Below are 4,613 nucleotides of genomic sequence, written 5' to 3' on the forward strand. Positions count from 1 at the left end.
TTCCGGATGCCGTCGGGCTGCGAACCATGCCCGGCGAACTGCCGCGAACTGAACGACACGGCTACGTCGTCGGGGTACTCGAAGACGAGGACGAAGTGGTCCCAGCTGTCGCCCACGTCGACGCGGACCTTCCGGCCGCCCTTGCCCCAGGCCCGCAGCGGCGGGACCTGCAGGATCCAGTTCATCACGTCGAGGGTGTGGATGTTCTGTTCGGTGATGATGTCGCCCGAGAGGGCCTTGTCGAAGCCCCAGTTGCGGAGGCGGCCCTCGGGGGTTTTGTCCTCACCCTTGGCCCCGAACCGCTCGCAGTGGTAACTGGCCTCGCCGAAGGCGAACCTGCCGATCGCCCCCTCGTGCACCCGCTTCAGCGCCTCCATGTAGAACGGGTCGACCCGCGTCTGGAAGTCCACGAGGAAGACCCGCTTCTTCTCGGCGGCCTTCTTGCCCGAGGCGCCGATGAGGTTGCAGCCCGGCGCATCGACCGCGATGGGCTTGGCCAGGTAGACGTGTTTACCCGCCTCGACGGCCGCGGCCGCCTGCTCCGGGTGGAAGTACGGCGGGCTGATGATGGCGACGGCATCGACCTTACCGGCCAGAAGGTCCTTGTACGACCCCAGGCCCGTGTGCCGGCGCTCGGGGGCGACATTGTGGTCGTTGCCGGCTCCGTCGGCCCGGTCGGGGAAGTAGTCGTGGACGGCCACGATCTGGTAGTTGCCGTTCTGGGCAAACAGGTTGGCGATCCATCGTCCGCGTCCGCCGCAACCGATGACGCCGATCTCGACCTTCGAGTTGGCCTCCAGGCCGCGGACGGCGCCCGGCTTCACGATGAGGAGTCCCGCGGTGGCCGCCGCCCCTGCCGCCGCCTTCAGAAACCCACGCCTGCCCATCCCGCCCGTTTTCGATTCGGCCATGGCTCGATCCTTTCGTTGAGATGGCGCCATCACGCCGCCCGAGGATACCCGCGGCGGGCCAGAAGTCAAGGCTCTTTTGTGCCTCGGCCGTGCCACCCTATCCATGACTGACGCATGACCGCGTGCGGTCGAATCGCCTTGCAGTCCGCCCGATCGCCGCCACCCGCAAGTGCGCCGCCGCGAGCAGGAGCACCTCGGCGACGCGCAGCAGCACGGCCCGCGCGAGTTGCGGCGTTGCGGCGGTATCGCTCGGCCCGTTGCTGGTCATGGCCTCGCCTTACCGGATGTTGCCAGGGGCAGCCGGTTGCCGGGTGCGTTACGCCTTCAGGCCCGCGAGGTCCACTTCCAGGCGTTTATTTTCCTTGAGGAGTTCGTCCATCGTCAGATAGCGCCGCCTCGCGGCGGCTTCGCGGCCGAGGATAGCGGTCAGATGGCCGTCCACCGCGCGTTTCGCGGTTGTGTTCTCGAAGCGGCCCTCGGTGATGTTGCGGTGGAAATCGGCGACGTTGCGTTCTGCGCCATCGTTGTAGATGCTGCCGCTGACATCGCCGACGAAATGCTTCTCGCCGCCGCGGACATACACCTTGCCGCCGTAACCGAGATGGGCAGTGGCCGACAGGCCGAAGACACTGGCGGACATATCGCTGAAATCTGCATTGTTGTTCAGCGATTGAGTCACGTGCGTCCAGAGCGTTCCGTCGTCGAGTTCGAACACCACGCCGCACGCGTCAACGCGGTCGCCGTGCGGTTCAGGACGGCAGATGCGCGACGCGCCGCTGGCGCTGACGGCCCGCTTTCCCAGCAGCGCCATCAGGCCGTCAATGATGTGGATGTCGTACGACACAATCGTGTCGCCGCTCAGCGCGATGTCCGACAGCCAGATTACGTGCTGGAGCCGGCTCTCGATCGTTGGGCCTTTCGGCGGATCAGCCCACGCGTTCGTCTTGCCGAACGAGAGGATGTGCGCCAGCGGCCCGAGGCCTCCCTGACGGACACGGCCGATCACCTCATCGTTGGCCGGGTCGAGCGGGAGCTGGTAGTCCACGAGGAAGCAGCGGTTTTTACGGGTTGCCTCCGCGGCAGCCGTGCCGATGGCCAGCGTGCCGGGCACGTCCACGGCCACCGGTTTGGCGATATATACGTGGCAGCCGGCATCCACGGCGGCCTTCGCCTGCTCGTGGTAGAAGCAGGGCACGTCCAGGATCGCCAGCGCCTCGACGCCGCTCTCGAGCACCTTCTTGTAACCCGAGAGGCCCGAGAAGCGGCGCGCCTTGTCTACGCCGTACTTCTCGCCAAGTTTGTCCGACACCTCGGGGAAGTAGTCCGCCACGGCGTGGATCTTGTATCCCCCGTGCTTCTTCATCCGGTCGCCGATGAAGTTGCCGCGGTGGCCGCCGCCGATGATGCCGATCTTGATGACGTCGCCGGCGGCGGCATGGGCCACGCGGTCGAGCGTCAGCGCGCCGACCGCTGCGCCGCCGACCGCCGTCGCCGACGCCCTGAGGAAGTTCCTCCGCGAGGTCCGCTTTTCGGAAGATGATTCGCGCGATTCGATCATGGCTTCTGCCTCCGTTCGTAGTAACCGTTCAGGCCCTTTTGGGGTCTCGGATGCTCTGCAAGCCGGGCAACGCATCCGGCGTGGAACATCCAAACTTAATCTTAGGGTGCAACATTCCGCCCTCGGAGCCGTTGTGTCAAGCACGTATTCCAGAAATTGTGCCTCGGCCGCGGCGCCTGTGTTTGCAGCGGGTGGCACGGCCACGCGGCGCTTGCGTGACCGTGCAAGGTCGGCGGCGCACACGGTCACCCACCATCGGGTGGCCGTGCCACCCTATCCAGGACTGACGCATGACCGCGTGCGGGCGAATCGCCTTGCAGTCCGCCCGCCGGCATCCTACATTACGCTTCAGGCCAAGCGGGTCGTCGGCCCGAGAGGAGAGCGCACGATGGCCAAGGACATGGAAAAACTCTACGCCGAACGCCTCAAGCGATACGTCACGGCGATGCGGAACGAGAAGCCCGACCGGGTGCCCATCCGGCCCTTTGTGGCCGAGTTCGTGGCCACCTACGCCGGCTACACCTGCCAGCAGGTCACGCAGGACTACGAAATGGCGTTTGCGGCCACCCGCAAGTGCGCCGCCGATTTCGACTGGGACGCCGTCGTGCCCAACATGGTCTATGGGTGGTCGGGCCTGACGCAGGCCATCGGCCTGAAATACTACGCTGTGCCGGGCGTCGACCTCTCGGTCAATACGGGCTTTCAGTACAAGGAGCCGTCGGAGGAAGACGCCTTCATGAAGGTTGACGAGTACGACGCCCTCATCGCCGACCCGACGGGCTTCCTCTTCAACGTCTGGCTGCCGCGCGTCTCGACCGACGTGCGGGCCCCCGGCGAGCCCAACACTTTCCGCAACAACCTCTCGTTCCTGAAGGGCGGGATGGCCATGCTCCAGTACTTCATGGCGTTCGGCACGCAGGTGGCGCGGCTGCGGCAGGAGTCGGGGACGGTTTCGGCCATCGCGGGCATGTTCAAGTCGCCGCTCGACATCCTGGCCGATAAGTTGCGCGGCTACATCAACCTGTGCTGGGACCTCATGGAGCGCCCGAAGAAGGTGCGGGCGGCCTGCGAGGCCCTGGCGCCGCACCTGACGCACCTGGCGGTCACCAGCGCCGACCCCACGAAGAACCTGCCTCTGGGGTTCTGGATGCACCGGACCTGCACGCCCTTCATCACGCGCGAGCATTTTGAGAACATCCACTGGCCCACCCTGAAGCCCATGCTTCAGGAAGTCTGGAAACACGGGAACCAGGTGCTCTTCTACGCCGAGGGCAAATGGGGGCCGCACCTCGCACGCTTTGCCGAACTGCCGGAGGGGAGCATTGTCTTCCACTGCGACCGCGACGACATCTTCGAGGTCCACCGCATCCTGGGGCATAAGTTCTGCATCAGCGGCGGCGTGCCGAACGGGTTGCTCTCCTTCGGCAAGCCACACGAGGTGCGCGAGTGCTGCAAGAAGATCATCGACGGCGTGGCACGCGACGGCGGCTACATCATGGACTCGAGCGCCATTGTCCAGAACGACGCCAAGGTTGAGAACGTGAAGGCCATGACCGACTTTACTCGCGAGTACGGCGTGTACTGAACGCGGAAAGGTGCGGCGCGTGCCGAACATTTAGCCGCCGCGCTTGCGCGGCGCGTCCCTTTCAAACAAAGGAGCGCTGAACATGCTCAAGCAACCCGAAATGCCGAACAAGCGTCCCCCCGGCGTCTGCGTCCCGTGGGAGGAGAAGGAAAAGGAGTTCCCCCCCATGACGGGCGACCAGGAACTCGTCCGGCGCGTGTGGCAGGACGTGGACGGCCTCGCCTACATGTACATCTGGCACTGCGTGCTGTCGTTCTAGGCGGCCGGAGCCGACGGCCGGCCTTCCCGCCTACGACTTCCAGAGACCGTGCAGGTTGCAGTACTCCCGCGCGGAAACCTCCTTGGCGGAGAGGTTGAAGACGGCTTCCGGCGCGCCGCCCTTCGACTGGCTCAGGGCGGTCCCGAGCATGGTCGAGGGGCCGCCGGGCTCGAGGAATTGCCGATACGCGGCCCCGTCGGCCACGAGTTCGATCCACTCGATGTAATGCTCCGGCTTCATCGGATGCGCGACGCTGCCGACCTTCACCTTGTAGCCGGCGGCGGTCTTCTCGATGACGGG

6 protein-coding genes are annotated in these 4,613 nt (G+C 65.6%); 2 read left to right on the plus strand and 4 right to left on the minus strand.

What is annotated here, in order from left to right; all coding sequences use genetic code 11:
* The 3 genes from NTX40_02535 to NTX40_02545 form a co-directional block, all read right to left on the minus strand.
* A partial coding sequence (locus NTX40_02535) for a Gfo/Idh/MocA family oxidoreductase (GenBank protein MCX5647964.1) occupies nt 1-911 on the minus strand: 911 nt, incomplete at its 3' end.
* Between the two features lie 97 nt (nt 912-1,008).
* Nucleotides 1,009-1,179, minus strand: a complete 171-nt coding sequence (locus NTX40_02540; GenBank protein MCX5647965.1) for a hypothetical protein — start codon at nt 1,177-1,179, stop codon at nt 1,009-1,011.
* Nucleotides 1,180-1,227: 48 nt separating this feature from the next.
* Nucleotides 1,228-2,469 carry a Gfo/Idh/MocA family oxidoreductase gene (locus NTX40_02545; protein ID MCX5647966.1) on the minus strand — a complete coding sequence of 414 codons (1,242 nt, stop codon included), beginning with the start codon at nt 2,467-2,469 and terminating at the stop codon, nt 1,228-1,230.
* A gap of 388 nt (nt 2,470-2,857) precedes the next feature.
* On the opposite strand from NTX40_02545, the gene NTX40_02550 reads away from it, so the two are divergent.
* A complete protein-coding gene (locus tag NTX40_02550; GenBank protein ID MCX5647967.1) occupies nt 2,858-4,054 on the plus strand; it encodes a hypothetical protein in 1,197 nt (398 codons plus the stop codon).
* Between the two features lie 82 nt (nt 4,055-4,136).
* On the plus strand, nt 4,137-4,313 hold the full coding sequence (locus tag NTX40_02555) for a hypothetical protein (protein ID MCX5647968.1): 177 nt from the start codon (nt 4,137-4,139) through the stop codon (nt 4,311-4,313).
* Between the two features lie 30 nt (nt 4,314-4,343).
* On the opposite strand, the gene NTX40_02560 is transcribed toward NTX40_02555, so the two are convergent.
* A partial coding sequence (locus tag NTX40_02560; protein MCX5647969.1) for a desulfoferrodoxin family protein occupies nt 4,344-4,613 on the minus strand: 270 nt, incomplete at its 5' end.

The organism is Planctomycetota bacterium (assembly GCA_026387035.1).
In the GTDB taxonomy this organism is placed as follows: domain Bacteria; phylum Planctomycetota; class Phycisphaerae; order FEN-1346; family FEN-1346; genus JAPLMM01.

Coding starts and splice junctions, on each gene's coding strand:
- NTX40_02540 (MCX5647965.1), bottom strand. CDS start 1,179: ATGACCAGCAACGGGCCGAGCGATACCGCCGCAACGCCGCAACTCGCG.
- NTX40_02545 (MCX5647966.1), bottom strand. CDS start 2,469: ATGATCGAATCGCGCGAATCATCTTCCGAAAAGCGGACCTCGCGGAGG.
- NTX40_02550 (MCX5647967.1), top strand. CDS start 2,858: ATGGCCAAGGACATGGAAAAACTCTACGCCGAACGCCTCAAGCGATAC.
- NTX40_02555 (MCX5647968.1), top strand. CDS start 4,137: ATGCTCAAGCAACCCGAAATGCCGAACAAGCGTCCCCCCGGCGTCTGC.